The following is a 24,114-nucleotide window of genomic DNA, read 5'->3' as shown; positions in this document are numbered from 1 at the left end:
CGTATACCCAACATTCGAGACAGAGACTCCGACGACATGTCAGCATGGCCGGATGGCACTGAATCGCATGGCCTGTTTGCTCCTCCGATGGTCCGTGGTCATGTTGATGCCCGCAGCGGCCGTGGTCAGTACCCCAGCGCCTACGGCGTCGGCGGATCCCTGCTCGGACGTGGAGGTGGTGTTCGCTCGCGGCACCGGTGAACCGCCCGGCATCGGCCGGGTGGGCCATGCGCTGGTCGACCAGCTCGGCCCGCGGATCGCACCCCGCAGCCTCGGTGTGTATGCGGTCAACTATCCGGCCGGGATCAATTTCCTGACGACCGCGGACGCCGCGAACGATGCGGCCGGGCACATCGCCTGGTTGGCCGATCAATGTCCCGGCACCCGGGTGGTGCTCGGCGGGTTCTCCCAAGGCGCGGCGGCGGTGTCCATGCTGGCCGGTGTGCCGCCGATCGGTGACCGCATCGGCACCATCGGCTCAGCTCCCCCGCTGCCGCCGGCCGGTGCCGATCGGGTGGCGGCGGTCGCGGTCTTCGGCAATCCCGGCAACCGGTTCGGCACCCCGCTGTCCGGGACCGGGCAATTCGCCGGTCGGGCCATCGACCTGTGCAGCCCCGGCGACCCGATTTGCGTGCAGGGTGGGCGCCTGCGCGCCGCGCACAGCGCCTACGAACTTCCGCCGTATCCCGACCAGGCCGCGACTTTCATCGCCGGACGGGTCTAGCCGATCACACCTACCATGGAGCCATGAGCCGTGCCCTGGTGATCGGCGAGGCGCTGATCGACATCGTCGAGAGCGACGGTGCGGTTATCGGCGAGTACGTCGGGGGCAGCCCCCTCAACGTCGCCGTCGGACTGAGCCGGCTGGGCCGCGGCGTCGACTTCCTCACCCACATCGCTGAGGACGATCACGGCAAGCGGATCGTCGAGTATGTCGAAGATTCTGGCGTGCAACTGGTTTCGGGCAGCACGACGGCCAGCAGAACCGCGACCGCTGTGGCCACGCTGGATGCGGCCGGATCGGCTGACTACGCCTTCGACATCGACTGGCAGCTCGCCGGCACCCCAGAGGTGGCCACCCCGCTTCTGGTGCACACCGGCTCGATCGCCACCGTGCTGGAGCCGGGATGTCGCGCCACCGCCGCACTGCTGGACGCCTACCGCATGTCGGCGACCATCAGCTTCGACCCGAATGTCCGGCCGGCCGTGATCCAGGACGATGACATCGCCCGCGGCCGCATCGACCGGCTCGTCGAACGCGCCGACATCGTCAAAGCGTCCGAGGCCGATCTGCGCTGGATGGACCCCCGGCACTCCCCCGAACAGATCGCGCGGGCCTGGCTGGAAGTCGGTCCGTCCATCGTCACGGTGACCTCGGGCGAGCGGGGAGCCTTCGCCCTGTGCCGAGCCGGGTTGGTGTCGGTTCCGGCGCAGCCGGTGCAGGTGGTGGACACCGTCGGGGCTGGTGATGCCTTCATGACCGGCCTGCTCGACGCGTTGTGGTCGTTGGGTTTGCTCGGCGCTGACCGTCGGCGTGACCTGGCCCGGATAACCGTCGAGGATCTCGAAAACGTGTTGAACGCCGCGGCGTTGACGGCGGCGTTGACCGTCGGCCGGGCCGGCGCCGATCTGCCCGACCGTGCGACACGAGACGGCGCTCAGGGCTGACCGATCGCGCTGACGATGCGCTCGGCCACCGCGTCCGCCTGTGTCTCGGGCAGGCGGGCGTATCCGCACACCAGCCCCCGAGCATCGGCAGGACCGGCGAAGTAGGTGGACAGCGGCGATGCCGTGACGCCCTGATCAGCGAGCTTCGCGGCGGTCGCGATGTCGTCGGTCCCGTCGGCCAACCGCACCACGACGTGCAGACCCGCCTCGACCCCCTCCAGTCGGAGGCTCGGGCACCGCCGGCCGAGCGCACCGACGAGCGCCGACCGCCGCGCCGAGTACGTGCGCGCCGCCCTGGCGAGGTGACGGGTCATCGCACCCGACTCGATGAACCGGGCCAGCGCCAGAGTGGTTACCCCGCATACGGATTCACCGCTGCGCTCCAGTACGTCGGCGACGGCATCCCGCAGCCCGGGCGGGGGCAGCAACCAGGCCAGCCGCAACGCGGGCGTGAGGATCTTAGACGCTGTCCCGATGTAGGCCACACAATCGCGGCCGTCGTCGATTCCCCGCAATGCGGGAAGCGCGGAAACGTCGTAACGGAACTCGCCGTCGTAGTCATCTTCGATCAGCAGGCCACCGGTCTCGACCGCCCACTGCACGAGCCGGGCGCGACGTGCCACGGGTAGCCGCGCCCCGAGCGGATACTGGTGTGCCGGAGTGCAATACACGGCCGCATCCGAATCACGAAGCGATGCCGGATCCAGGCCGTCGCCATCGACGGTCACCGCACGCGTTCGGGCACCGGACATTTCGAACGTACGCCGCGCCTCGTCATAGCCCGGCTCCTCGAACGCGATATCGCGTCCGCCCAGTCGGGCCGCCGCGGTGACCGTCCGCAGCGCCGCGGCCACACCGGGCACGATGACCAGTTCACCCGGGTCAGCGGCGATCCCGCGGGTGCGACGCAAATGCTGCGCCAGGGCCACACGGAGTTCAACGTGGCCATGTGGGCCGGCGGCCTCGGCAGGCACGGCTGCGGCTGCCGCCGCTCGCCACGCCCGTCGCCAGTCGCTCGTCGAGATGAGACTCGGGTCGGGGTGACCGGGCATGAGGTCCCAGACCGGCGGTGGCGGAAGCGGGACCGCCGGCATCGACCTGCTGACGGTGCCCGACGTGACGTGAGAGGCCGCGCCTGCGCGGGCTGCGGCGTCCGCACCAGCGGCGACCCGTGTGCCGGACCCGTGACGGGCTGTGGTGTAACCGGCCGCGGCGAGCTCGTCGTATGCGTCGACCACCGACGAGCGCGCCACTGCGAGTTCGGCGGCCAGGCTGCGGGTCGACGGTAGTGCGTCGCCGGGGCCGAGCCGGCCCAGCCGGATCTGCTCGATGACTGCCGCGGCAATGCGTTGGCGTAGCGGCGACGGGCCGGCGGGCAGCTGCCAGGCCAAGTGCAGCTCGGGTGCGTGGCGTGGCATGTCGTCACAATAGTGGTCTGTCCGGCATGGCGAATTCTGGACCTTCTGAGCATGCCGGAATTCCCAGAGAATGCGTCGTGTGAAGCAGATCAGGAGAGAACGCGAGCGCGCCCGCACCGACCGGCCCGACCTGGACGCGGTGCTCGACGCCGCGGCCGTGGGCACGCTGGCAACCGTCGTGGACGGACAGCCATGGGTGGTGCCCATGCTCTACGCCCGCGACGGTGACCGGATCATCCTGCACGGGTCGACCGGCGCGGGTGCGCTACGCCATGTCGCGGCCGGAGCTCCTGCCGCGCTGTGCGTGACGCTGCTCGACGGAATAGTGGTGGCGGACACGCTTTTCGACTCCACGGCCAACTACCGTTCCGCTGTCGTACGCGGGCACCTGACCGTCATCGACCCGGCCGAGGCGGGATACGCGCTGGATCTGATGAGCGATGCCCTCATCCCCGGCCGCAGCGCTGAGGTGCGGTCCAGCACCAAGAAGGAGCTCTCCGCGACACTCGCGTTGGCGCTACCGATCGAGCCCGACGGCTGGACGGTAAAGGTACGTGACGCACCGCCCTCCCCGCCGGACGACGCGGCCGATTCCGGCGGATGGGCCGGTGTCGTGCCGCTGCGGACCGTGGCCGGGGACCCGATTCCGGCGCCCTGGGTCAATGGGGACATCCAGGCACCGGAGTCCGTGCACCGCCTTGTGGGACGCACAGCAGTGACCCCCTGATCGCCGTCAGGGGGCCACTGATCATGTCCAGTCGGATTATTCGTCCGCGCCGCCGCCGGCGGTGCTCGCCTTCTTCTCCGCCTTGGTCTTGCCGCCGAGCGCCTTGTTCACCCGGTCACCGAACCTCTTGACCGACTTCTGCACATCCGCGCGCAGCGTGTTCACCGCCTGAGAACCACGCGCCTGCCCCTTGGCGCCGGCGCTGAGCCTGCTCGGTTTGGCTGCCGGGCCGGTCTTGACGACCTCCGCTCCGTCGTCGGACTTCTCGGCCTCATCCTCGGTGGCGACGCCGCCGTCGTCGTCGGCCGTCGCCGCAGCAGCCTCGATGCCGACTCCGCGTGCGGTGTCACCGTCCGTCGCCGCTCCCTCGATCCCGGCGATGTCGCCGGTATCTACCGTGATGGCAGCGGCTTTCAAATTGGGCGCCTCAGCCACCGACAGTGAGGGCGGACTGCTCACCGCCGGCGGGTGAATCGCATCGGCGATGGTTTCGCGGAGTGCGAGCAATCCCGCCACCAGGCCGCCGGGCCCGAGCAGACCGGGAATGCCGATTTCGGGCGGGCTGCTGTTGAGGATCGTGTTGACCATGTCCGACGGGAAACTGATGACCGCATTGGCCACCGCTTCGAAGTCACCCGCCTGCACTCCGTCATAGATCGCCTGTCCGGTGTAGCCGATCTGCGCCACGGGCGCGAGCACCTGAGTCAGCAACGGGAAGCCGACGCTACCGATGAACGCCGGGATCGCCTCCGCGATCACCGACGAAATATTGTCGAACGGGTTCTGCAGGACCGCGACGATGTTGGGCAGTTGGATTATCGCCGGGAATGCGCCTGCCACGACCGGGGACAGGAAGGCGGTGGCCAGGTTGACGACACCGTCGTAGATGTTGCCTTCCTGGATCAGCGTCACGGCGTTCTGGATCTGCGCCGGCACAGTGCCGATGCCGTTGAAAAAACCGGTGAAGAACGCGCTCGCGACCGAGGCGAACACCTCGGCACTGATCAGACTGTTGTCGACGACCTTGCCCAACACCGGTGCCGGGTTGGCCAGCACGGTCTCGACCAGATCCCCGACATTGGTCGCGGTCGTACTGAAGACGGTGGCCCACAATTCGATTGGGTTGACGAGGGCGTTCAACTCGACAGCGACGGCCGACGATGTCGTGGCCGGCACCTCGATATCCGGCGGCAGGGCCTGAACGGGCCCCACAGCGATGGCACCTGCGCCCACGAGCGCCACACCTGCCATCAGATACGAACGAGCAACTGCTTCCATATTGATCCCCTCTGAAAGGTGGATGGATGAGAGCCCGGGCAAACAGAAAGCTACCTGAGAATTTGCTGAACGAATTTATCTTCCCCGCGGCGCCGCGTAAGTAGTCCATAAGGCCTCGCTGCCGGCTATCAGAATGCATTCATCAATCAGCAGATTGAGGCATCATTCGGCCGGCCACCAGCCAACTAATGGCAGGGCGAGACATGTTAAGAGCGAAAATACTTCCGGCGTCAAATAAGCCGGCTGTCCCCGATCTGCCGACCCAATTCGCCACCGGGCAACCGCGATCACCCCGACGGGTGGCCGTTTCCGCCATACTGGCCTTATGCGATCCATCTGGAAGGGTTCGATCGCCTTCGGCCTGGTGAACGTCCCGGTCAAGGTCTACAGCGCGACCGAAGACCACGACATCAAGTTCCATCAGGTCCACGCCAAGGACAACGGACGCATCCGCTACAAGAGGGTTTGCGAAGTGTGCGGCGAGGTCGTCGAGTTCCGCGACATCAACAAGGCCTTCGAGTCCGACGACGGCCAAATGGTGGTGATCACCGACGAGGACATCGCCACCCTTCCCGAGGAACGCAGTCGCGAGATCGAAGTCGTCGAATTCATCCCGGCCGAACAACTCGACCCGCTCATGTACGACAAGAGCTATTTCCTGGAGCCGGATTCCAAGTCGTCGAAGTCCTACGTATTGCTGGCCAAGACCCTCGCCGAGACCGACCGCATCGCGATCGTGCACTTCTCGCTACGCAACAAGACGCGGCTGGCGGCCTTGCGGGTCAAGGACTTCAGCAAGCGCAATGTGATGATGATCCACACCCTGCTGTGGCCCGACGAGATCCGCGATCCCGACTTCCCGGTGCTGGACAAGGAAGTCGAGATCAAACCGGCCGAGTTGAAGATGGCCGGGCAGGTCGTGGAGTCGATGACCGACGATTTCAAGCCGGACCAGTTCCGCGACGATTACCAAGAACAGCTGCACGAGCTGGTCCAAGCCAAACTCGAAGGCGGAGAAGCGTTCTCGGTTGAAGAGCAACCGACCGAGCTCGACGAGACCGAGGATGTCTCCGACCTTCTCGCCAAACTCGAGGCCAGCGTGAAGGCCCGCGGGGGTGCGGCGAAAGAGAAGGAGCCGGCCAAGAAGGCGCCCGCGAAGAAAGCGCCGGCCAAAAAAGCAGCGGCCAAGAAGGCCGCCGCCAAGAAGTAGCTCAGCGACGGCAGTCCAGATCCACGTACACCGTGGTGTACTGCAGGTTCTGCCCGGGGTTGAACGACGTGATGCTGGCCGCGCCGGTCGGCACCTGCGGCGCGGTGACCGAACGGCCTTGCCGAACAGCACTCACCGTGCAGTCGTCGATGGCTTTGGTGCCCACCTTGCTCAAGATCACCCGGTAGCCCTGGCCTTCGAGTTCACTGATGGTCTCGCTCGCCGACGCGTCCGTCGGCGCCGCGCCGGCCGGCACAGCCAACCCAATCCCGAGCCCACACAATCCGACAGCGGCGGCACACACGCTACTCAAGTTCCGTTTCACTTGGTCAGCCCATCCCTTCGGTTTCGATGAAGTGGGCTAAACCTAAATCGGCGAATTCCGTTGTCGGACAATCTCATACCGAATCCACACCGGTTAACACGCAGCGTACGCCGCTGAAACACAGCGTTAACATCAACGCCGTTGAACGTCCTCAAGCGACGACGTCGACGCGCAAGGCCTCGTGTTCGTCCAGCATGCGGCGCAGCGCCGCATCCATCGGATGGGCCGATTCGAGGTCATGGCTGCAGCGGCGGTCGACCGCGACAACGGTGCCCAACCGCAACGGCGTGTGCTCGATCTGATCGACGAAGGCATCGAACATCGCGCGCGGGGTGGCCAGGTAATACAGCCCATGGTGCATGTCGGTGAACCGAGCGCCGTACATGAGTCCGCACTGGGTGAACACGAACAACTCCGACACGGGGGGGCCGGGATGCCCCAGTTCCTCCTGCCCCCATACCTCCGCCGCCAGCCGAGCCGAAGCGAGGCGGTCCTGCACGTCGTCGGTACATGCGAGCAGGCGATGGACGAGCGGGCCGGCCGTCGAGGGATAGCGGTCGATCGCGGGATGGAAATACTCCGCGAACACGTCGCCGAAGAAGTCGTATCGCTGCCGAGTCATCGAGACTCCCCACCTTGAGCTGACAACTCAATTGTGCTCCTGCGACCGGGGCCGCGGTGGCGCTTTGGCCGACGCGTGACGGCGGTACGGCGTTCCACGGGCCGACTAGAACGTGTTTCAGAAATGCCTCACGAGCGGTGCTTCACCCTGCTAGCGTGACGCCGAGCAAGCGAACGGAGTGCATGTGATCCTGGATAGATTCCGACTGGACGACAAGGTTGCGATCGTCACCGGAGCGGGCCGCGGACTGGGTGCCGCCACCGCCCTGGCATTCGCGGAAGCCGGTGCGGACGTGGTCATCGCCGCCCGCACCGAGGCCCAACTCGACGCGGTCGCCGAGCAGATCGCGGCGGTAGGACGCAAGGCTCACGTCGTCGCCGCCGACCTGGCCCATCCCGAGACCACCGCCGAACTGGCGGCTACCGCGGTGGAGGCGTTCGGGAAACTAGACATCGTCGTCAACAACGTCGGCGGGACCATGCCCGCACCACTGATGAACACGTCGGCCAAGGACCTGCGTGATGCGTTCACGTTCAACGTGTCCACCGCGCACGCGTTGACCTGCGCGGCGGTGCCGCTGATGCTCGAGCACTCCGGCGGCGGCAGCATCATCAACATCACCTCCGCGGTGGGCCGCCTGGCCGGGCGCGGATTCGCCGCCTACGGCACCGCCAAGGCGGCCCTGGCGCATTACACCCGGCTCTCCGCGCTGGACCTCAGCCCGCGTATCCGCGTCAACGCGATCGCGCCCGGCTCGATCCTGACCTCGGCACTCGACATCGTCGCGTCCAACGACGCGCTGCGCGACCCGATGGAGAAGGCCACCCCGCTGCGCCGGCTCGGCGACCCGGCCGACATCGCCGCTGCCGCGGTGTACCTGTCCTCCCCTGCGGGCAGCTATCTGACCGGCAAGGTCCTTGAGGTCGACGGCGGCCTCAACATGCCCAACCTCGATCTGCCCATCCCCGACCTCTGAGGAGTGAGATGACCATTCGTGTAGCCGCAGTCGGTACCGGGAACGTCGGCAAGCATGCGCTCAAGCAGCTCGTCACCAACCCGGACTACGAACTGACCGGTGTGTGGGTGTCGTCGCCGGCCAAGGCCGGCAAGGACGCCGGTGAGCTTGCCGGTGTTGATGTTTCAACCGGCATCCTGGCAACCAACGACCTCGACGCGATCCTGGCGGCCAAACCGGACTGCGTGGTGTACACCGCCCTCGCCGACAATCGACTGCCCGAGGCACTCGAGGACTACCGGCGCATCCTGGCCGCCGGTGTCAACGTCGTCGCCAGCTCGGCGGTGTTCCTGCAGTATCCGTGGGAGGTCCTGCCGGCAGAGCTGATCGAGCCGATCGCCAGTGCTGCCGAAGCGGGCGGGGCCAGCATATTTGTCAACGGCATCGACCCCGGCTTCGCGAATGACCTTCTGCCGCTTGCTCTTGCGGGCACGTGCCAGCAGATCCAGCAGATCCGGTGCATGGAGATCGTCGACTACGCGACCTACGACAGCGCAGCGGTGATGTTCGATGTGATGGGTTTCGGCAAGCCGATCGACGAGACGCCGATGCTGCTGCAACCAGGGGTGCTGAGCCTGGCCTGGGGTTCGGTGGTGCGTCAGCTGGCCGCCGGTCTCGGTATCGAACTCGATGAGGTGACCGAGGAGCACACCCGGGTGCCCGCCCCCGAGGACTTCGACATCGCGGCCGGGCACATCTCCGCGGGTACTGCCGCCGCGCTGCGGTTCGAGGTACGAGGCATCCGCGACGGCAAGGCCGCCGTAGTGCTCGAGCACGTAACTCGATTGCGCGACGACCTGTGCCCCGAGTGGCCGCAACCCGCCCAGGAAGGCGGCTCGTACCGGGTGGTGGTGACGGGCGAACCGTCCTACACCTTGGACCTGTGCCTCAGCAGCCCCAACGGTGACCACAACCATGCGGGCCTGGTCGCCACGGCAGCACGGGTGGTCAACGCCATCCCGGCCGTGGTCGACGCCAAGCCGGGTATCCGCACGACGCTGGATCTGCCGTTGATCACCGGTAAGGGTCTGTACTCTGACCAGCGCTGACAGTCCCATTTGGACGTAGACTTGCTCCAGGATCGGAGTAGGTCATGAGCAACATGGTTCGGTGCTTGGCCGCAGGGCTGGCCTGTTCGGCGATTGTGTCGGCCCCGGCCGCCGCGGCCGCTCCGAACTGCACCAGTACGTCGCCGCACACCACGCAGTGCCAGACCAAGGGCAGCACCCAGATCGTGACGTCCCCGCCGCCCATGAACAATTACGGCCCCTGGTACGGACCGGTATTCGGGTTCGGTGGCATCGGTATCGGCTGGTGACGGCCGCGCTCGCCGGCGGGTTGAGTAGCACCGCAAGGTTTCGGGTACCCTAACTTTTCTATTCGCATACCCGGATAGAAGGCGGGGACGTTGTTAGAGGACACCAAGACGCGCGTGGTGCCGAGTTGGCTGCTGCTCGGCCCGGCGTTCGTCGCCGCGATCGCCTATGTCGATCCCGGCAACGTCGCCGCCAACGTGAGCGCGGGAGCCCAGTTCGGCTACCTGCTGGTGTGGGTCATCGTCGTGGCCAACGCGATGGCGGGGCTGGTGCAGTACCTCTCGGCCAAACTCGGTCTGGTCACCGGCCGCACCCTGCCCGAGGTGGTAGCCGACCACACCCGCACCCCGACCCGCCTCGCCTACTGGCTTCAGGCCGAATTAGTCGCTGTGGCAACCGATCTCGCCGAAGTCGTGGGCGGCGCGATCGCATTACACCTGCTGTTCGATCTGCCGCTGCTGGTCGGCGGTGTGATCACCGGCGCGGTGTCACTGCTGCTGCTGAGTGTGCAGAACCGGCGGGGACAGGGGGTCTTCGAGCGGGTTATCACCGGGCTGCTGATGATCATCGCCATCGGTTTCCTGACCAGCTTGTTCGTCAAAACTCCCCCGGCGGCGGAGGTCGCAGCGGGACTCATCCCCCGCTTCCAGGGCGCCGAAAGCCTGCTGTTGGCCACCGCGATGCTCGGCGCCACAGTGATGCCACACGCGGTCTACCTGCATTCCGGCCTGGCCCGCGACCGCCACGGCCACCTGCAACCGGGCGCCGTGCGGCGCCGCCTGCTGCGGATCACCCGCTACGACGTCGGCCTGGCGATGCTGCTGGCCGGCGCGGTGAACCTGGCCATGCTGCTGGTCGCGGCCACCAACTTGCAGGGACACGACAACACCGATTCCATCGAGGGCGCGCACGCCGCGGTACGCGACACCTTGGGCCCCACCGTCGCGCTGCTGTTCGCCATCGGATTGCTGGCGTCCGGCCTGGCGTCCACCTCCGTCGGCGCCTATGCGGGCGCGATGATCATGCAAGGGTTGCTGCGCCGTTCCTACCCGTTGTTGCTGCGCCGTTTGGTCACCCTGATCCCGGCCCTGGTCATCCTGGCCATCGGCGTGGACCCCAGCCGCGCCCTGGTGCTGTCCCAGGTGGTGTTGTCGTTCGGCATACCGCTGGCGCTGATCCCGCTGGTGCGGTTGACGAGCAAGGCGAGCCTGATGGGCGACGACGTCAACCACAAGGTCACCACGGGGCTGGGCTGGGGCGTTGCCGGGTTGATTAGTGTGCTCAACGTGGTGCTGATCTATCTGACCGTCACGGGCTGAATGCTTCACCCGTACTTCGCCTACGGCTCGAATCTGTGCGTGACACAGATGGCCCGGCGCTGTCCGGGCGCGGTCGCTCCTCGGCCGGCCCGCCTCGACGGCCACAGCTGGCTGATCAACCAGCGCGGCGTAGCCACCGTCGAGCCACTCGGCGCATCGCAAGTCCACGGCGTGCTGTGGCAGGTCACCGACCAGGACCTGGCCGCACTGGACAGCGCCGAGGGAGTCCCGGTCCGCTATCGCCGTGAACGGCTGACCGTACACACCGCCGGAGGCCCCGAGCCGGCCTGGATCTACATCGATCATCGCGTCCAGCCCGGTCCGCCGCGGCCGGGTTACCTGGAACGCATCCTCGCCGGTGCGTTACACCACCAACTTCCGCATCCGTGGGTCGAATTCCTGCGGCTCTGGGCCGGTTAATCGCTGGTCACGGCTGATGCCAATTCGTTTATCACATCAGCGATTTCATTGCGCTCACGCCAGGCCCGCCGCTGCCGCATCGCGCCGTTCCCCTCGGCCGCGATGCGCGCGATCTCGCCGCGCACCATCTCGTAATCACCCAGCGCATCCAACGCGGGCCGTACCGTCTGAACGAACCGGTCCAAAAGGTCGCGCACCGGAACTGTCGACTGGTCTCCCAGCAGGTCGATACCGTCGCCTTCGAGCCCGTCATGGGCGGCCTTCCAATGTGCCGATCGAACCGCGTAATCCGCCAGCACCGGAACGGATTCCCCCTCGGCACGCAGCTGCAGTGCCGTCATCACCCCGGCACGGATCAGGGTGGCCAGCAGCACCGTCTCGGCCACCGTCGCCGGCACGTCGGACACCCGTACCTCAACGGTCGGGAAATTCGCCGACGGACGCACATCCCAATAGATCATGCCGTCGTCCAACGCGGCCCCGGCCCGCTCCAGCATGGCGACGCAGGCGTCGTAGTCCGCGGCTGAACCGAAGTGCGGCGGAGGTCCCGAGCTCGGCCACCGCGACCACAGCACACTGCGGAAGCTGGCGTAGCCGCTGTCGGTGTTGCGGTAGATCGCCGAGTTGGCGGTCAGCGCCAACAGCACGTGCAGCCAGGGCCGGAGCCAGTTGCTGACGTGGATCGCGGCCTCCGAGTCCGGTACCGCGACGTGGACATGACAGCCGCAGATGCCCTGTTCGTGCGCGATCATGCCGAACCGGTGGGCGATCCTGCGGTAGCGCGCAGTCGGTGTCACCGGGAATTTGTGTGGCACGGTCGGCGGCAACCCGACCGCCAACAGCTGTGCCCCGCTGGCCGCCGCTGCCTCGGTGGCGACCCGGCGCAATCTGGTCAGTTCCCGACGCAACGCGCTGCTGCTGCCCAGCACGTCTGTGGTGGTTTCGACCTGGCAGCTGGTCAACTCCAGTTGCAGGTCGACCCCGTGCTCGGCGGCATGCGCGGCGACCTGTTTGTTGCGGGCGATCGGTTCGCCGCTCTGCGGGTCGATGAGTAGGAACTCTTCCTCCACACCCATCGTCGGATGACTTGTCACGGCTCAGAATTGCCCGCGGCAGACGCGCCCAAACCTGTGGTCTCCGTGCCTAAGATCGGGTGATGCCCAACGATTTCCGTTTTGGTGTCAGCCTGCGCGCCACCGGGTCCCAATCGCAGATCGCCGACGTGGCCCGCCGGGCCGAGGACCTCGGCTTCGACGTCCTCAACGTGCCCGACCATCTGGGTGCGGCCGCCCCGTTTCCCACCCTGACAGCGGTGGCTGCGGCCACCAGCACACTGCGCGTCGGGACGTTCGTGCTCAACGCCGGCTTCTACAAGCCGGCGCTGCTGGCCCGCGACGCGAGCGCCCTGTGGGATCTGTCCGAGGGACGCTTCGACCTCGGTCTGGGCGCCGGCTATGTGCGCGAGGAGTTCGACGCCGCCGAACTGCCCTTCCCCAGCGCGCGCGAACGCATCGACTACCTGCGCCACACCACCGAGTATCTGAACGAGCATGCGCCCGACATCCCGATCCTGATCGCGGGCAACGGTGACCGGCTGCTGACCGTGGCCGCCCAGACTGCCGATATCGTCGGCCTGACCGGCGGCGATCACGTCGAAGGCGACCCACTGGCCGAGCGGATCTCGTTCCTGCGCAAGGCCGCCGGTGAAAGGTTCGACGACCTGGAGCTCAACATCGCCATCACCGCGATGCCCGCCCCCGGTACCGAGATGCCCATCCTGAACGTGCCGCGCCACTTCCTGCCGGGGCTCAGCGACGACGAGCTGCTCCGTCACCCCGGTGTGCTGTCCGGGTCTGTCAGCGCCATGGCCGACCGAATTCGCGGCCTGCGCGACAAGTACGGAATCACCTACATCATCGTGCAGATCGCCCACGCCGAGGCATTCGGGAAGGTGATCGCCGAACTCCGGTAGAAGTCTTCCCATCCGGGGATCGATCAGCTCCGAATACCGGATGTGGAACACATTCATCCTCGTGGGCGCACCGTCGCGGTGATAGGTAGCGGCGTCGCCGGCCTCACCGCCGCGCATGTCCTGTCCGCACGTGACCGCGTCACCCTGCTGGAAGCAGATACGCGCTTCGGTGGGCACGCCCATACCCAACACGTCGACGAAGACGGGCGCACCGTCGCACTCGACACCGCCTTCCTGGTGCACAACGACCGCACATATCCGACCCTGTGCCGGTTGTTCGACGAACTCGGGATCCGTACGCAGGACGCCGACATGTCGATGTCCGTACGCGATGACGGCACCGGCCTTGAGTACGCCGGAGCGCGAGGCGTGGGCGGGCTGTTTCCCAGCTGGTCCAATCTGGGCCGGCCACGCTATCTGCTGATGCTGGGCGAGATCACCCGATTTCACCGGCTGGCAACCCAATTACTGCGGCACACGGCGAGCGGAGACGAGGTCACCCTCGACGAGTTCCTGCACCGGCACGGATTCTCCCGGTATTTCACCGACCGATTCATCACCCCACTCGTGGCCGCGGTGTGGTCCTGCCCGCCAGGTGAGGCGTTGCGCTACCCCGCGAGGTACCTGTTCGTCTTCCTCCAACACCACGGCATGCTGTCCGTGTTCGGTTCTCCGACATGGCGCACCGTGGCCGGCGGGTCGGCCATCTACGTCGAAGCCATCGTGTCCCGGTTGCCCGAGGCGATGACGGGCGCGCGCGTTCGATCCGTGCGGCGGTGCGCGGACGGCGTGCTGATCAGCGTCGATGGGCAGCCGCCGCGGCGGTTCGATGCCGCGGTCATCGCCACCCATCCGCACCAGGCACTGCTGATGCTCGACCACCCCACCGAGGACGAACGGCGCATCCTCGGGGCCATACCCTATAGCCTCAACCAGGCTCAGCTGCACACCGATGAGTCGGTGCTGCCCCGCCTGCCGAAGGCGCGGGCTTCCTGGAACTACCTGATCGATTCCGAAGACCACGCGGTGACAGTCAGCTACGACATCACCAGACTGATGAGGCTGGGCGGCTCTCGGCGGTATCTGGTGACCCTGGGCGGCGCCCATCGGGTGGACCCGTCGAAGGTGGTCGCCGAGATGGTCTACGAGCATCCGGCCTACACCAGGGAATCTGTTGCTGCACAACAACTCCTGCCCGGCCTCAACGACGGCCGGATCGTCTTCGCCGGCGCCTACCACGGCTGGGGATTTCATGAGGACGGCGCGGCATCGGGATTGCGGGCTGCGGAGCGATTGGGCGCCCGGTGGACCGGCGGGGCCCTTGCGGAGCCCCTGGCATGCTGACACCCGCGCTGTACCGCACCAGGATCACCCACGTCCGCCGGGCGCCCGTGCACCATCGGTTCAGCTACCGCGGATACAGCTGGTACGTCGATCTCGACCGGATGCCGCGCTTGCCGCGATGGCTCGGACCGTTCGCCCGGTTCGAGGCCGACGACCATTTCACTGGTGCGGCGAAAGACTCACTGCGCCAACGGGTCGACGCCTTCCTCCGGTCACGTGATGTTGATCTCGGCGGCGGCCGGGTGACCGCGCTGCTGCAGGCGCGTGTGCTCGGATATGTGTTCAACCCGCTCAGCTTGTACTGGTGCCACGACGCAGCCGGTGCACTGCGCTACGTGGTCGCCGAGGTCCACAACACCTACGGCCAGCGACATGCCTACCTGCTACCTGCCGAACAACCCGCGAGCGTGCCCAAGCGCATGTACGTCTCACCGTTCAATGCCGTCGAAGGCCACTACCGGGTCCTGGCACCGGAACCGGGCGAACACCTCGACGTGACGATTTCCCTTCATCGCCAAGGCCATCCGGCCTTTGTCGCCACGCTTCGCGGCGACCGTAGGCCGGCGGACCTGCGGGAAATCCTCCGTCTGCAACTGAGCACACCGCTGGCGCCGCTGGCCGGAGCCATCGCCATCAGGGTCGAAGGGATCAAGTTGTGGCTGCGCCGCGTTCCGGTCATCCCCCGCCCCACCGAAGAAGTCGAGAACCAAGGAAGGCCACTGTGAGCACCCGGACCGGAACGTCGCCCGCCATCGACCCGACCCGCTGGCCGGACGTGGCGCGCCCACCACGTGGCCCGGTCGCGGCGGTATCCGGCGCAGTGGCTGACCGGCTGTTGCGACGGGCCGTCTCGACACTGCCGGTGCGGTTGACGTTCCCTGACGGAACCGTGATCGGGGCCGCCGATCCGACCCTGCCCACCATGGTCGTCGAACGACCACAGGCCCTGGCCCGACGGATCGGCTGCCACGGACTGATCGGATTCGGCGAGTCGTACATGGCCGGTGAGTGGCATTCCGATGATCTCGTCGGGTTGCTCACCGAGTTCGGCAAGTCCATGAGCGATCTGGTTCCCGCTGCGCTGCAACGATTCCGGACGGTGACGCTGCCCCGGTCGCCGCGCTCTGCCCACAACGACCCCACGCAGTCCCGCCGCAACATCGCGGCGCACTACGACCTGTCGAACGAGCTGTTCGCGGAATTTCTCGACGAGACGATGACGTACTCCAGTGCGCTCTTCCCGCAACTGCCGGGCACGGCGGCCGGCCTGGCCGACGCCCAGCGCCGAAAGATCGAACGGCTCCTCGACACGGTGCACGTCGGGCGGGGCAGCCGAGTCCTCGAGATCGGTACCGGCTGGGGTGAACTCTGCATCCGTGCCGCCGAGCGCGGCGCGCGAGTCCGCTCGGTGACCCTGTCCGCCGAGCAACAACGGCTGGCGCGGCAACGGGTGGCAGCGGCCGGCCTGTCGGACCGGGTCAGTATCGAGCTACGAGACTACCGCGACATCGACGGCTGCTACGACGCTGTGGTGTCGGTCGAGATGGTGGAAGCAGTGGGATATCGGTTCTGGCCCACCTATTTTCGAGAGCTGGACCGGCTCGTCACCCCCGGCGGCAGGGTTGCGATCCAGGCGATCACCATGCCGCACGACCGCATGCTGGCCTCGCGTGACACGTACACCTGGATCCAGAAGTACATCTTCCCCGGCGGGCTGCTGCCGTCGGTCGAAGCCGTCATCGGTCTCACCGAGCGACACACCCGGCTGCGCACCGTCGACATGTTGTCTCTGCGGCCGCATTACGCCGAAACCTTGCGGCTGTGGCGGCAACAGTTCCTCTCGCGCCGTGACGCGGTGACGGCACTCGGCTTCGACGATGTCTTCACCCGCATGTGGGAGCTGTACCTGGCGTACTCCGAAGCGGGTTTCGCCTCGGGCTATCTCGACGTATACCAGTGGGCATTCGCCCCGACAGGAGGACACCGGTGAACCTGCTCATCGTCACCGCGGTATCGCTCGCCGCTCTCGCCGTCGTGCACGGGGCGACGTTCGTGATCGGACGAAACCTCGGGCGGTACAACGTCGTCGACGTAGCGTGGGGCGTCGGATTCATCGCGGTAGCCGCCGTCAGCACCGTTCTCGGAAGCGGCGACCTGTTCCGGCGCATCCTGCTGTTGGTCCTCATCACGCTATGGGCAGGCCGGCTGTCGTGGCACATGGTGCTCAAGACCGCGGGCAAGGGCGAAGATCCGCGCTATCAAGAACTGTTGGGTGGTGACTATTCGACCGGTCATGTGCTGCGCAAGGTGTTCGTGATCCAGGGAGCGGCTACCTGGTTCGTTTCACTGCCGGTGCAGCTGTCCTCGACCTTGGGGCCGACCCCGGCGGTTCTACGACCGGTCGTGATTGTGGGCGTTCTGATCTGGGCCGTCGGACTGACGTTCGAGGCGATCGGCGACCACCAGTTGCGCCGGTTCAAATCCGACCCGGCCCACCGGGGCGTGATCATGGACCGCGGGTTGTGGGCCTGGACCCGCCATCCGAACTATTTCGGCGACAGCTGCGTGTGGTGGGGACTGTGGCTGGTGACCGTCTGCGGCTGGCTGTCGCTCGCGACGGTGCTGTCCCCGGTGCTGATGACGTATTTCCTGGTGTACGCGACAGGTGCCCGGCTGGCTGAGAGACATATGGCAGGCCGGCCGGGCTTTGCGGAGTACTGTTCGCGCACTTCATTTTTCATACCGATGCCACCCAGATCTGGATAAACATGACGGCGCAGGCCCCGGTGACTAGGCTGCTGTGGGTGACCGCCGAACTCGACGCGTTGCTGCGGCGGGTGGCCCGACGCGATGTCGACGCCTTTGCCGAACTGTACGACCACACGCGGTCGCGGGTGTTCGGCTTGGTCACTCAGGTGCTGCGGGACCCGGGATACAGCGAGGAAACCACCCAGGACATCTACCTGCAGGTGTGGCGCTCCGCGAACAGCTATGACCCGACGGCCGGATCGCCGATGGCCTGGCTGATGACCCTCGCCCACCGACGGGCAGTCGACCGGGTGCGTGCCGAACAAGCTGCCACCCGGCGTGAGTCCCGATATGGCGCCACCAGCGTCGATCCGCCCGCCGACCATGTCGCAGACTCCGTGATCACCCAGGACGAACAGCGCCGGGTGGCTGAATGCCTCTCGTCGCTGACCGATGCCCAGCGCGAGTGCATCCACCTCGCCTACTACGACGGGCTGACCTACAGCCAGGTCTCTCAACGGCTGGCGGCCAACCTTGCCACCGTCAAATCGCGGATGCGCGACGCCCTCCGTGGCCTGCGCAATTGTCTGGGGGCGGCATGACCGAACCACTTGACTCCGAACTTCTCGATCTGGCAACCCCGTACGCGCTGCACGCGATATCCGACAGTGAGCGCGCCGACATCGAACAACGCCTGGCCGCTGCTTCTCCCGAGGTCGTAGCCCAATTCACGACCGAGGTGCGGGATGTGCGGGAAACCATGGCCCGCCTGGCGGGATCGACAGCTCTCGAGCCGCCGCCGCAACTGCGCGAGCAACTGTTGGCGGCGGTCTCCGCGCCCGAACTGCGTCCACGGCCCACTGCACGCTGGCGAAACATCGGGCTGGCGGCCGCAGCGGCGGTCGTCATCGCCTTGGCCGGCATCGGCATCGGCATCGCAGTGCGCCCGAGTCCGCAGACCACGACGGCCGAGCAGATCTTCGCCGCTCCTGACGTGCGGACGGTCTCCGGCACCATCCCCACCGGCGGTACCGCGACCGTGGTGTTCTCCCGCGAGCGCAACGCCGGCGTGCTGGTGATGAACGGTGTGACGCCCCCGCAGACCGGCACGGTGTATCAGATGTGGCTGTTGCGCGAGGGCTCCGCGACGTCGGCCGGCACCATGGACTCCGCTGCCGTCGCGCCGTCGACCACGGCCGTGCTACCGGACCTCGGCGACGCGTCGGCACTGGCCTTCACGGTCGAGCCGGGCGTTGGCTCGACCGCACCAACCACGCCGATCTTCGCCGAGCTGCCATTGCGGTGACACGCATGAGGCGGCGGCACGCCGGGTATCACTGACCTCACCGCACGAGCCGGGAAAAGGAAGTGGTGAACCCGATGGCACAAACCGCAGACGACCTCAGCAAGGCACCCACACCAGATCAGGCCGAGGACAACGCCTTCTTCCCGTCGCCGTACTCGTTGAGTCAGTACACCTCGGCCAGAACCGACTTCGCCGGGGTCGAACACGCGGGCGCCTATACCGAGGGCCGGTGGAAGGTGCTGATGATCGCGACCGAAGAACGATATGTGTTGTGCCAGAACGGAAAGATGTTCTCCACCGGCAACCATCCGGTGGAGACGCTGCTGCCACTGCACCATCTGATGCAGACCGGGTTCGACGTTGACGTCGCGACCATCTGCGGGTACCCGGCCAAGCTGGAGTTGTGGGCCATGCCCCACGATGACCGAGCCGTGTTGTCGACGTATGAGGCCCTCAAGCCCAAACTCAAACAACCCCTCAAGCTGTCCGAGGTGGTCGCTGATCTACATGCATCCTCTGACTACCTCGCGGTGTTCATTCCTGGCGGTCACGGTGCCGTGGTGGGGCTGCCGGGCAGCGAAGCGGTGGGCCAGACCCTGAATTGGGCGTTGGACCATGGCCGGTTCATCGTCACGCTGTGCCATGGGCCGGCCGCGCTGCTGGCCGCCGGCCTCGGCAAGTCGCAGTCACCGTTCGCCGGTTATTCGGTGTGCGTGTTCCCCGACTCGCTCGACGAGGGGGCCAACATCGACATCGGCTACCTGCCCGGGCGGCTGCAGTGGCTGGTCGCCGATCTGCTGGCCAAGCAGGGGCTCACCGTTGTCAACGACGACATGGCCGGCACCGTGCATCAGGACCGCCGTTTGCTCACCGGCGACAGCCCGCTGGCCTCCGATGCGCTGGGCAAGTTGGCCGCCGATTGCCTGCTCGACGCGCTCGGGCGCGACCATCGGCCTTGACTGCGTTTTCAGACGCCGACGTGCCCGTCGATGCGCTCGCGGATCAGATCCGCATGCCCGCAATGGCGGGCATACTCGGCGATCATGTGGGTGTAGATCCAACGCAAGCTGACTTCGCCACCCATGAATCCCGCGGTGTCGTCGAGTTCGCGCGCGGCACAGTTGCGACGGGCCTGCTCGATCTCGTCGCGCCAGATTTGCGTCGCGTCGCGGAATGACGACTGTGCGGGCACCTCGAAGCCTCCGTCATGGCCGTTGGGGTCGCGTGGCCCGAAGATCGGTGGCGCGTCCTCACCTGTCAATACCCGACGAAACCAGTTCCGTTCCACTTCGGCGGCGTGCTGGACCAGACCCTGCAAGGTCAGTGCCGACGGCGGCACAGAGGCCGACCGCAGCTGTTCGTCACTCAGGCCTTGGCATTTCAGCGCCAGCGTGGCGCGATAGAACTCCAGCCAGCTCTCCAGCGTCGTACGTTCATCGGCATTCATCGGCGGCACGGGCCGCTCCGTCGACGTCATAGTCACGATGCTGCCATCACTGCGCGGGCGGAGCGGAATCACCGAATGCGCCGCTTCAGGCGGGCGCTGCGGAGGATCTGCATCGCCATGTTGGTAGAGGTGAGCATCGGGAAAACCCCGAGAAAGGTCCGCTCCGACGGAGTGTGGCCGTGCAGCTGTTCGAGGCTGCCGAAGACGTAGAAGCATCCGATACAGAACAGGGTGGCCGGAACAGCGAGCGCCATGACGCTGCCCCGGTCGGAGAGCACCTGCCGCGCCAGTGCCAGTTCGTCGTCGGTCAGCGCCTCCTGTTTGCGCACCTTGCGCAACGTTGCCGGCAGGGTGCCGATGCCGAGTTCCGACGTGACGTGGCTGTGGCTCCTCATCCGCCGGGTGAACATGAACGCGATGGCGGCGAACACCCAGATCAGTGCGAAGAAGACGATCGACAGCATGCCGAAGAGAGTCGACGTCGTCATGTCACGCCTCCACTCGTTGGCGTTGGGGCAGACGATGCCGCAGCGGCCGCTGCCGGATGAACGTCGGCCACCAGAACCACGGACCGAGGAAGCGCAACAGGCACGGCACCACGAACGAGCGCACCACCAACGTGTCGAGCAGCAGACCGATACACACCGTCGAGCCGACCTGACCGATGGTGTGCAGATCGCTGATCAACATGGCCAGCATGGTGAATGCGAACACCAGACCTGCCGACGTCACCACCCCGCCGGTACTACCCAGCGCGCGGATCAACCCGGTGTTCAGCCCGGCGCCGGACTCCTCCTTCACCCGGGAGATCAACAGCAGGTTGTAGTCAGACCCGACCGCGACCAGGATGATGAACGTCAGCGGGAGCACCAGCCAATGCAAATGTAGGCCGATGATGTGCTGCCACACCAGAACTGACAGTCCGAACGCTCCCGCGTAGGAGAACGCCACCGTGCCGGGAATGACCAGGGCGGCGACCAGGCTCCGGGTCAGATACAGCATGATCAGGAAGATCAACACGAACGCGGCGATCGCCACGATGAGCAGATCGGAGGCCGCATAGGCCTTGATGTCCTTGTTGTTGGAGCCGGCGCCTCCGATGTAGATCTTCGAGCCGGCCAGCGAGGTCTCCTTGAGCGCGGCCTTGATCGCGTCGGGGAACTGTTCGACATGGTCGATCCCTTCCGGCCCCATGGCGTTGCCCTCGTGGGTGACGATGAACCGGGCGGCCTTGCCATCCGGCGACATCATCAACTGCATACCGGTCTTGACGTCCTCGTTGTCGAACGCCTCCCTCGGAATGTAGAAGAAGTCGTCGCTGCGGGACTCGTCGAAGTCGTTGCCCACGTTGATCAGGTCGTAGTAGGTCTGATCGGTCTGCGTGGTCTGCAGATGGGAGGGGCCGTAATTGTTGGTGATGACGCCAAGTAGCGACCGGCTGTCGGACATCATCCGCTCCAACTGCGAGATCAACTGTGGCATCAGTCGATCGATGGCCTCGAATGACGTGACGGCATCAGCGATCTGCGCATCCAGGCTGTCGATCCCATCGAGGGAATCGAACAGCGATCGCATCGCCCAACAAGCCGGGATGTCGAAACAGTGTGGCTCCCAATAGAAGTAGTTCTTCAACGGCCGCAGAAAGTCGTCCAGGTTGGAGATTCCGGCATTCATGTCATCGGTGACCTGCTTGAGGTTCTCCAGCGTCAACACCGTCGAATGCAGTTCGTCGGCCATCTGCTGGGTCAGCCCGATCACCTTCTGCAGCACCTCGACCGACCGCGCCTGGATCTCGGCCTGCTTGTCGGTGTTCTCGTTCTGCTGCTCGTTGAACGGCAACTGCTGGCCGCTGCCACTGCCCTGGGTGGTGAACAGATACGGAATCGTGGCGTGCTCCAACGGCCGACCCAGCGGCCTGGTGATGCTCTGCACCATGGCGACACCGGGAAGCCGGATGAGGCTCTTGGCAACCCGGTCCAGCGAGATGAAATCGGCTGAATTGCGCATGTCGTGATCGCTCTCGACCATCAGCATCTCGCTGAACAGCTTGCTTTGCGAGAAGTGCCGATCCGAGGCCTCGAAACCGAGATTGGCTGGGCCGTCGGCGGGTTGGTAGGCACGGTCGTCATAGCTGACCTGATAGGTGGGGACGAAAACCGCGCCGATCATGACGACGGCGACACTTGCGACGAAGACCGGCTTGGGCCATCGCACGACGCTCGTGGCGATCCGCCGGTACAGGTGTCCCTTGGCCACGCGCTTCGGATCGAACAGACCGAAGAGGCTGCCCAGCGTCAGTATCGCCGGCGCGAGGGTGAGGGCTGCGGCGATGGTGAACAGCATGCTGATGGCGACCGCCGGGCCCATGGTGTGGAAGTAGTCCAGCCGCGCCAGGCTCAAGCAGTAACACGCGCCGGCGATGGTCAGTCCAGACCCGATGATGATGGGGGCGACGCTGCGGTAAGCGGTGTAGAACGCCGCTTCGCGGCTCTCACCGTCCTGCCGGGCCTCCTGATAGCGGCCCAGCAGAAAGATGCCGTAGTCAGTGCCCGCTCCCAATGTCAGTGCGACAACGATATTCACCGCGAACGACGACAACGGGATGACGCCGAAATGCCCCAGTGTCGCGATAACGCCCTTGGCGACCAGCATTTCGATCAAGACGCTGACCAGCGGCACCAGCAGGTTGGCCAACGAGCGGTAGACCACCAGCAGCATGATCACGATCAAGATGATCGTGAGGATCGTGATGTTGTTGAGGCTGGAGTTCGCGATGGTCAGTGTGTCGGAGGCCAACGGGGCCGCACCACTGACATAGACCTTGAGTCCCGGCGGCGGGGTGTCGTCGGCGATGAAGTCCCGCACCGCGTTGACCGACTCGTTGGCCTGAAGCTGCCCGATGTTGCCGGCGAGCCGCAGCAGAACGAAAGTCGCTTTGCCGTCGACACTTTGAGCCCCGGCTGCGGTGATGGGTTTGCCCCACAGATCCATCACGTACTGCACGTGCTCAGGGTCTTGCTTGAGCCGGTGCATCAGGTCGTCGTAGTACCGGTGGTCGCCATCATCGAGCGGTCGGTCGGCTTCGAACACCAGCATGGTCAGGCTGGTCGAAGTTGATTCCTGGAACTTCTCTCCGATGCGCAGCATTGCGACCTGGGACGGGGCATAGCTCGGGATCATCGACCCGGCCAGTTCCTCGGCGACCCGCTCGACCTGCGGGATGAAGGTATTGGTGGTGACGGCCAGCAGCGCCCAGAACACGATGATCGGCACCGCCAGGATGCGCACCGACCGCGCGACGACGGGCCGGTGCGCGCGATGGCTGCTCACGCGGACTTCACCCGGCAGGTGACGTCGGCTTCGGAGTGGGTGGACGACTGTTCGTCGCGCACAACGCCATTGACCAACATCCGGCAGCCGACCTCGCCGCCGTTGACCTGAGCGGACAGGCTGCCGGACACGACGGTCAGCGTCGTCGTCTCGGTGTGTGTCCACGGGAGTTCGGTGAGATCCACCTTGTGCGGATGCCCATCGATGTCGACGTAGCTGACGATCCCGCCGTCGCCGATGGTCCCGTAGAGCTCATAGGTGAGCTGTTTAGGGGTGAACTGCTCGGGCGCTTGTGCGGCGGGCACCGCGGGAACCGGTCCCGGTTCGGACATCTGGTGCACCTTCCAGACCGCGGCCCCTCCCACCCCGAGAGCGACAACCGTCACCAGCGGGAGCCACCCCCTCTGCAAGATGGCCAGGCTGCGGGGTTCGCGCCGCACTCCGCGGAGTTCTCGACCACGGTCGTTCGTGGGTTGCTCCCCGATCATGACGGACATATATATCCCATATAGGAATTACTCCTCAAGCTATCGGTAAGGCATCGCCATACATTCACAGCAGGCTGACAGGCGTAAACACGACCCTCCCGACTGCACCGACACCATCGCACACCGCGACCAACCTCCGCATTTACTTCCTGTTAGTGATA

General features: G+C 65.9%; 25 protein-coding genes and 1 pseudogene. 17 read left to right on the top strand and 9 right to left on the bottom strand.

Annotation, left to right across the window (positions count from 1 at the left end; translation table 11 throughout):
- The first annotated feature begins 106 nt into the window (after positions 1–106).
- Positions 107–724, top strand: a complete 618-nt coding sequence (locus tag K6L26_RS07470) for a cutinase family protein (protein ID WP_372516593.1) — start codon at positions 107–109, stop codon at positions 722–724.
- 23 nt (positions 725–747) lie between these two features.
- Positions 748–1,668 (top strand): carbohydrate kinase family protein, encoded by a 921-nt coding sequence (locus K6L26_RS07465; protein WP_064896821.1) that lies wholly within the window; start codon positions 748–750, stop codon positions 1,666–1,668.
- On the opposite strand, the gene K6L26_RS07460 is transcribed toward K6L26_RS07465, so the two are convergent.
- Positions 1,659–3,086: a MocR-like pyridoxine biosynthesis transcription factor PdxR gene (locus tag K6L26_RS07460; protein WP_064896823.1), complete on the bottom strand. Its 1,428-nt coding sequence runs from the start codon at positions 3,084–3,086 to the stop codon at positions 1,659–1,661. The two genes, K6L26_RS07465 and K6L26_RS07460, sit on opposite strands and share 10 nt — an antisense overlap.
- Positions 3,087–3,165: 79 nt before the next feature.
- On the opposite strand from K6L26_RS07460, the gene K6L26_RS07455 reads away from it, so the two are divergent.
- The gene (locus K6L26_RS07455) at positions 3,166–3,813 is read left to right on the top strand and encodes a pyridoxamine 5'-phosphate oxidase family protein (protein ID WP_064896825.1); all 648 of its coding nucleotides are present in this window, start codon (positions 3,166–3,168) and stop codon (positions 3,811–3,813) included.
- A gap of 36 nt (positions 3,814–3,849) precedes the next feature.
- On the opposite strand, the gene K6L26_RS07450 is transcribed toward K6L26_RS07455, so the two are convergent.
- The gene (locus K6L26_RS07450; protein ID WP_165608717.1) at positions 3,850–5,091 is read right to left on the bottom strand and encodes a hypothetical protein; all 1,242 of its coding nucleotides are present in this window, start codon (positions 5,089–5,091) and stop codon (positions 3,850–3,852) included.
- A 325-nt stretch (positions 5,092–5,416) separates the two neighbouring features.
- On the opposite strand from K6L26_RS07450, the gene K6L26_RS07445 reads away from it, so the two are divergent.
- The gene (locus K6L26_RS07445) at positions 5,417–6,301 is read left to right on the top strand and encodes a non-homologous end joining protein Ku (RefSeq protein WP_019347028.1); all 885 of its coding nucleotides are present in this window, start codon (positions 5,417–5,419) and stop codon (positions 6,299–6,301) included.
- 1 nt (position 6,302) lies between these two features.
- Here the strand turns inward: K6L26_RS07445 and K6L26_RS07440 are convergent, their stop codons facing one another.
- A complete protein-coding gene (locus K6L26_RS07440; protein WP_245008700.1) occupies positions 6,303–6,626 on the bottom strand; it encodes a hypothetical protein in 324 nt (107 codons plus the stop codon).
- A gap of 151 nt (positions 6,627–6,777) precedes the next feature.
- On the bottom strand, positions 6,778–7,248 hold the full coding sequence (locus K6L26_RS07435; protein WP_064896826.1) for a glucose-6-phosphate dehydrogenase: 471 nt from the start codon (positions 7,246–7,248) through the stop codon (positions 6,778–6,780).
- Between the two features lie 184 nt (positions 7,249–7,432).
- Here K6L26_RS07435 and K6L26_RS07430 point away from each other — a divergent pair, with 184 nt between their 5' ends.
- From K6L26_RS07430 to K6L26_RS07410, 5 genes and pseudogenes are all read left to right on the top strand, one after another.
- Entirely contained in the window at positions 7,433–8,224 is a 792-nt protein-coding gene (locus K6L26_RS07430) for an SDR family oxidoreductase (protein ID WP_036392980.1), read from the top strand.
- A gap of 8 nt (positions 8,225–8,232) precedes the next feature.
- Complete coding sequence (locus K6L26_RS07425) at positions 8,233–9,312, top strand: NAD(P)H-dependent amine dehydrogenase family protein (RefSeq protein ID WP_064896828.1); 1,080 nt, start codon at positions 8,233–8,235, stop codon at positions 9,310–9,312.
- Between the two features lie 44 nt (positions 9,313–9,356).
- Positions 9,357–9,581, top strand: a complete 225-nt coding sequence (locus K6L26_RS07420) for a hypothetical protein (protein WP_019347231.1) — start codon at positions 9,357–9,359, stop codon at positions 9,579–9,581.
- Positions 9,582–9,671: 90 nt separating this feature from the next.
- Positions 9,672–10,898: an Nramp family divalent metal transporter gene (locus tag K6L26_RS07415; protein WP_064896830.1), complete on the top strand. Its 1,227-nt coding sequence runs from the start codon at positions 9,672–9,674 to the stop codon at positions 10,896–10,898.
- Positions 10,899–11,309 (top strand): annotated as a pseudogene (locus tag K6L26_RS07410) (gamma-glutamylcyclotransferase family protein); the annotation flags it as partial.
- A gap of 5 nt (positions 11,310–11,314) precedes the next feature.
- Here the strand turns inward: K6L26_RS07410 and K6L26_RS07405 are convergent.
- Entirely contained in the window at positions 11,315–12,412 is a 1,098-nt protein-coding gene (locus K6L26_RS07405) for a glutamate--cysteine ligase 2 (protein ID WP_043369938.1), read from the bottom strand.
- A gap of 62 nt (positions 12,413–12,474) precedes the next feature.
- Between K6L26_RS07405 and K6L26_RS07400 the strand changes: the two genes are divergently transcribed.
- The 8 genes from K6L26_RS07400 (at position 12,475) to hchA (ending at position 19,647) form a co-directional block, all read left to right on the top strand.
- Positions 12,475–13,290, top strand: a complete 816-nt coding sequence (locus K6L26_RS07400) for an LLM class F420-dependent oxidoreductase (protein ID WP_019347227.1) — start codon at positions 12,475–12,477, stop codon at positions 13,288–13,290.
- 51 nt (positions 13,291–13,341) lie between these two features.
- Positions 13,342–14,634, top strand: a complete 1,293-nt coding sequence (locus K6L26_RS07395) for an NAD(P)/FAD-dependent oxidoreductase (RefSeq protein ID WP_372516592.1) — start codon at positions 13,342–13,344, stop codon at positions 14,632–14,634.
- A complete protein-coding gene (locus tag K6L26_RS07390) occupies positions 14,628–15,359 on the top strand; it encodes a DUF1365 domain-containing protein (RefSeq protein ID WP_064896832.1) in 732 nt (243 codons plus the stop codon). Before K6L26_RS07395 ends, K6L26_RS07390 begins: the two co-directional genes overlap by 7 nt.
- Complete coding sequence (locus K6L26_RS07385) at positions 15,356–16,624, top strand: class I SAM-dependent methyltransferase (RefSeq protein WP_064896834.1); 1,269 nt, start codon at positions 15,356–15,358, stop codon at positions 16,622–16,624. The genes K6L26_RS07390 and K6L26_RS07385 overlap by 4 nt, the downstream gene beginning before the upstream one ends.
- A gap of 8 nt (positions 16,625–16,632) precedes the next feature.
- Entirely contained in the window at positions 16,633–17,400 is a 768-nt protein-coding gene (locus K6L26_RS07380; RefSeq protein WP_372514823.1) for a DUF1295 domain-containing protein, read from the top strand.
- Between the two features lie 2 nt (positions 17,401–17,402).
- Positions 17,403–17,984: a sigma-70 family RNA polymerase sigma factor gene (locus K6L26_RS07375; protein WP_064896838.1), complete on the top strand. Its 582-nt coding sequence runs from the start codon at positions 17,403–17,405 to the stop codon at positions 17,982–17,984.
- Positions 17,981–18,688 (top strand): anti-sigma factor, encoded by a 708-nt coding sequence (locus K6L26_RS07370; RefSeq protein WP_019345065.1) that lies wholly within the window; start codon positions 17,981–17,983, stop codon positions 18,686–18,688. Before K6L26_RS07375 ends, K6L26_RS07370 begins: the two co-directional genes overlap by 4 nt.
- Positions 18,689–18,762: 74 nt before the next feature.
- Positions 18,763–19,647, top strand: coding sequence for a glyoxalase III HchA (gene hchA, locus K6L26_RS07365; RefSeq protein WP_043368322.1), 885 nt, complete (start codon positions 18,763–18,765; stop codon positions 19,645–19,647).
- Between the two features lie 8 nt (positions 19,648–19,655).
- Here the strand turns inward: hchA and K6L26_RS07360 are convergent, their stop codons facing one another.
- From K6L26_RS07360 to K6L26_RS07345, 4 genes are read right to left on the bottom strand one after another with little or no spacing between them, the layout of a single operon-like run.
- A complete protein-coding gene (locus K6L26_RS07360; protein WP_043368321.1) occupies positions 19,656–20,165 on the bottom strand; it encodes a DinB family protein in 510 nt (169 codons plus the stop codon).
- A gap of 38 nt (positions 20,166–20,203) precedes the next feature.
- Positions 20,204–20,623: a hypothetical protein gene (locus K6L26_RS07355; protein WP_019345068.1), complete on the bottom strand. Its 420-nt coding sequence runs from the start codon at positions 20,621–20,623 to the stop codon at positions 20,204–20,206.
- Position 20,624: 1 nt separating this feature from the next.
- Complete coding sequence (locus K6L26_RS07350; RefSeq protein ID WP_372516591.1) at positions 20,625–23,465, bottom strand: MMPL/RND family transporter; 2,841 nt, start codon at positions 23,463–23,465, stop codon at positions 20,625–20,627.
- Positions 23,462–23,953, bottom strand: a complete 492-nt coding sequence (locus tag K6L26_RS07345; RefSeq protein WP_080989452.1) for an MmpS family transport accessory protein — start codon at positions 23,951–23,953, stop codon at positions 23,462–23,464. Before K6L26_RS07345 ends, K6L26_RS07350 begins: the two co-directional genes overlap by 4 nt.
- Positions 23,954–24,114: the final 161 nt, after the last annotated feature.

It is taken from the genome of Mycobacterium farcinogenes, from assembly GCF_019739075.1.
In the GTDB taxonomy this organism is placed as follows: Bacteria; Actinomycetota; Actinomycetes; order Mycobacteriales; family Mycobacteriaceae; genus Mycobacterium; species Mycobacterium senegalense.
Note: the sequence above shows the minus strand (reverse complement) of the source record. Positions and strands in the feature narration are given on the sequence as shown.

What these genes read in the sequence shown, in the direction of transcription:
- K6L26_RS07470 (WP_372516593.1), top strand. Translation starts at nt 107, where the DNA reads ATGCCCGCAGCGGCCGTGGTCAGTACCCCAGCGCCTACGGCGTCGGCG.
- K6L26_RS07465 (WP_064896821.1), top strand. Translation starts at nt 748, where the DNA reads ATGAGCCGTGCCCTGGTGATCGGCGAGGCGCTGATCGACATCGTCGAG.
- K6L26_RS07460 (WP_064896823.1), bottom strand. Translation starts at nt 3,086, where the DNA reads ATGCCACGCCACGCACCCGAGCTGCACTTGGCCTGGCAGCTGCCCGCC.
- K6L26_RS07450 (WP_165608717.1), bottom strand. Translation starts at nt 5,091, where the DNA reads ATGGAAGCAGTTGCTCGTTCGTATCTGATGGCAGGTGTGGCGCTCGTG.
- K6L26_RS07445 (WP_019347028.1), top strand. Translation starts at nt 5,417, where the DNA reads ATGCGATCCATCTGGAAGGGTTCGATCGCCTTCGGCCTGGTGAACGTC.
- K6L26_RS07435 (WP_064896826.1), bottom strand. Translation starts at nt 7,248, where the DNA reads ATGACTCGGCAGCGATACGACTTCTTCGGCGACGTGTTCGCGGAGTAT.
- K6L26_RS07425 (WP_064896828.1), top strand. Translation starts at nt 8,233, where the DNA reads ATGACCATTCGTGTAGCCGCAGTCGGTACCGGGAACGTCGGCAAGCAT.
- K6L26_RS07420 (WP_019347231.1), top strand. Translation starts at nt 9,357, where the DNA reads ATGAGCAACATGGTTCGGTGCTTGGCCGCAGGGCTGGCCTGTTCGGCG.
- K6L26_RS07400 (WP_019347227.1), top strand. Translation starts at nt 12,475, where the DNA reads ATGCCCAACGATTTCCGTTTTGGTGTCAGCCTGCGCGCCACCGGGTCC.
- K6L26_RS07390 (WP_064896832.1), top strand. Translation starts at nt 14,628, where the DNA reads ATGCTGACACCCGCGCTGTACCGCACCAGGATCACCCACGTCCGCCGG.
- K6L26_RS07375 (WP_064896838.1), top strand. Translation starts at nt 17,403, where the DNA reads ATGACGGCGCAGGCCCCGGTGACTAGGCTGCTGTGGGTGACCGCCGAA.
- K6L26_RS07370 (WP_019345065.1), top strand. Translation starts at nt 17,981, where the DNA reads ATGACCGAACCACTTGACTCCGAACTTCTCGATCTGGCAACCCCGTAC.
- hchA (WP_043368322.1), top strand. Translation starts at nt 18,763, where the DNA reads ATGGCACAAACCGCAGACGACCTCAGCAAGGCACCCACACCAGATCAG.
- K6L26_RS07360 (WP_043368321.1), bottom strand. Translation starts at nt 20,165, where the DNA reads ATGACGTCGACGGAGCGGCCCGTGCCGCCGATGAATGCCGATGAACGT.
- K6L26_RS07355 (WP_019345068.1), bottom strand. Translation starts at nt 20,623, where the DNA reads ATGACGACGTCGACTCTCTTCGGCATGCTGTCGATCGTCTTCTTCGCA.
- K6L26_RS07345 (WP_080989452.1), bottom strand. Translation starts at nt 23,953, where the DNA reads ATGATCGGGGAGCAACCCACGAACGACCGTGGTCGAGAACTCCGCGGA.